1 pseudogene is annotated in these 341 nt (G+C 61.9%); it reads left to right on the forward strand.

What is annotated here, in order from left to right:
* Positions 1-341, forward strand: a pseudogene (locus AC0L16_RS33640) (thiazole synthase); the annotation flags it as partial.

Genomic DNA, 341 nt, shown 5'->3' on the forward strand with positions numbered 1-341 from the left:
TTGCGCCGCGAAATGGCCGGCGGCAAGGGTGGCGAGAAATTCTGGTCGCTTATCCAATCGCTGCGGCTGCATGTCCTCCCCAACACGGCCGGTTGTCACTCCGTCAAGGAAGCCGTCACGACCGCAAATATGGCGCGCGAGGTCTTCGGCACGAACTGGATCAAGCTCGAGGTGATCGGCAATCATGACACGCTGCAGCCTGACGTCTTCGGCTTGGTCGAGGCCGCGCGAATCCTGTGCGACGACGGGTTTGCTGTATTTCCTTACACGACGGACGATCTCGTCGTCGCCGAGCGATTGCTGGAAGCCGGATGCAGGGTGCTCATGCCCTGGTGCGCGCC

It is taken from the genome of Mesorhizobium sp. WSM4848 (assembly GCF_055811375.1).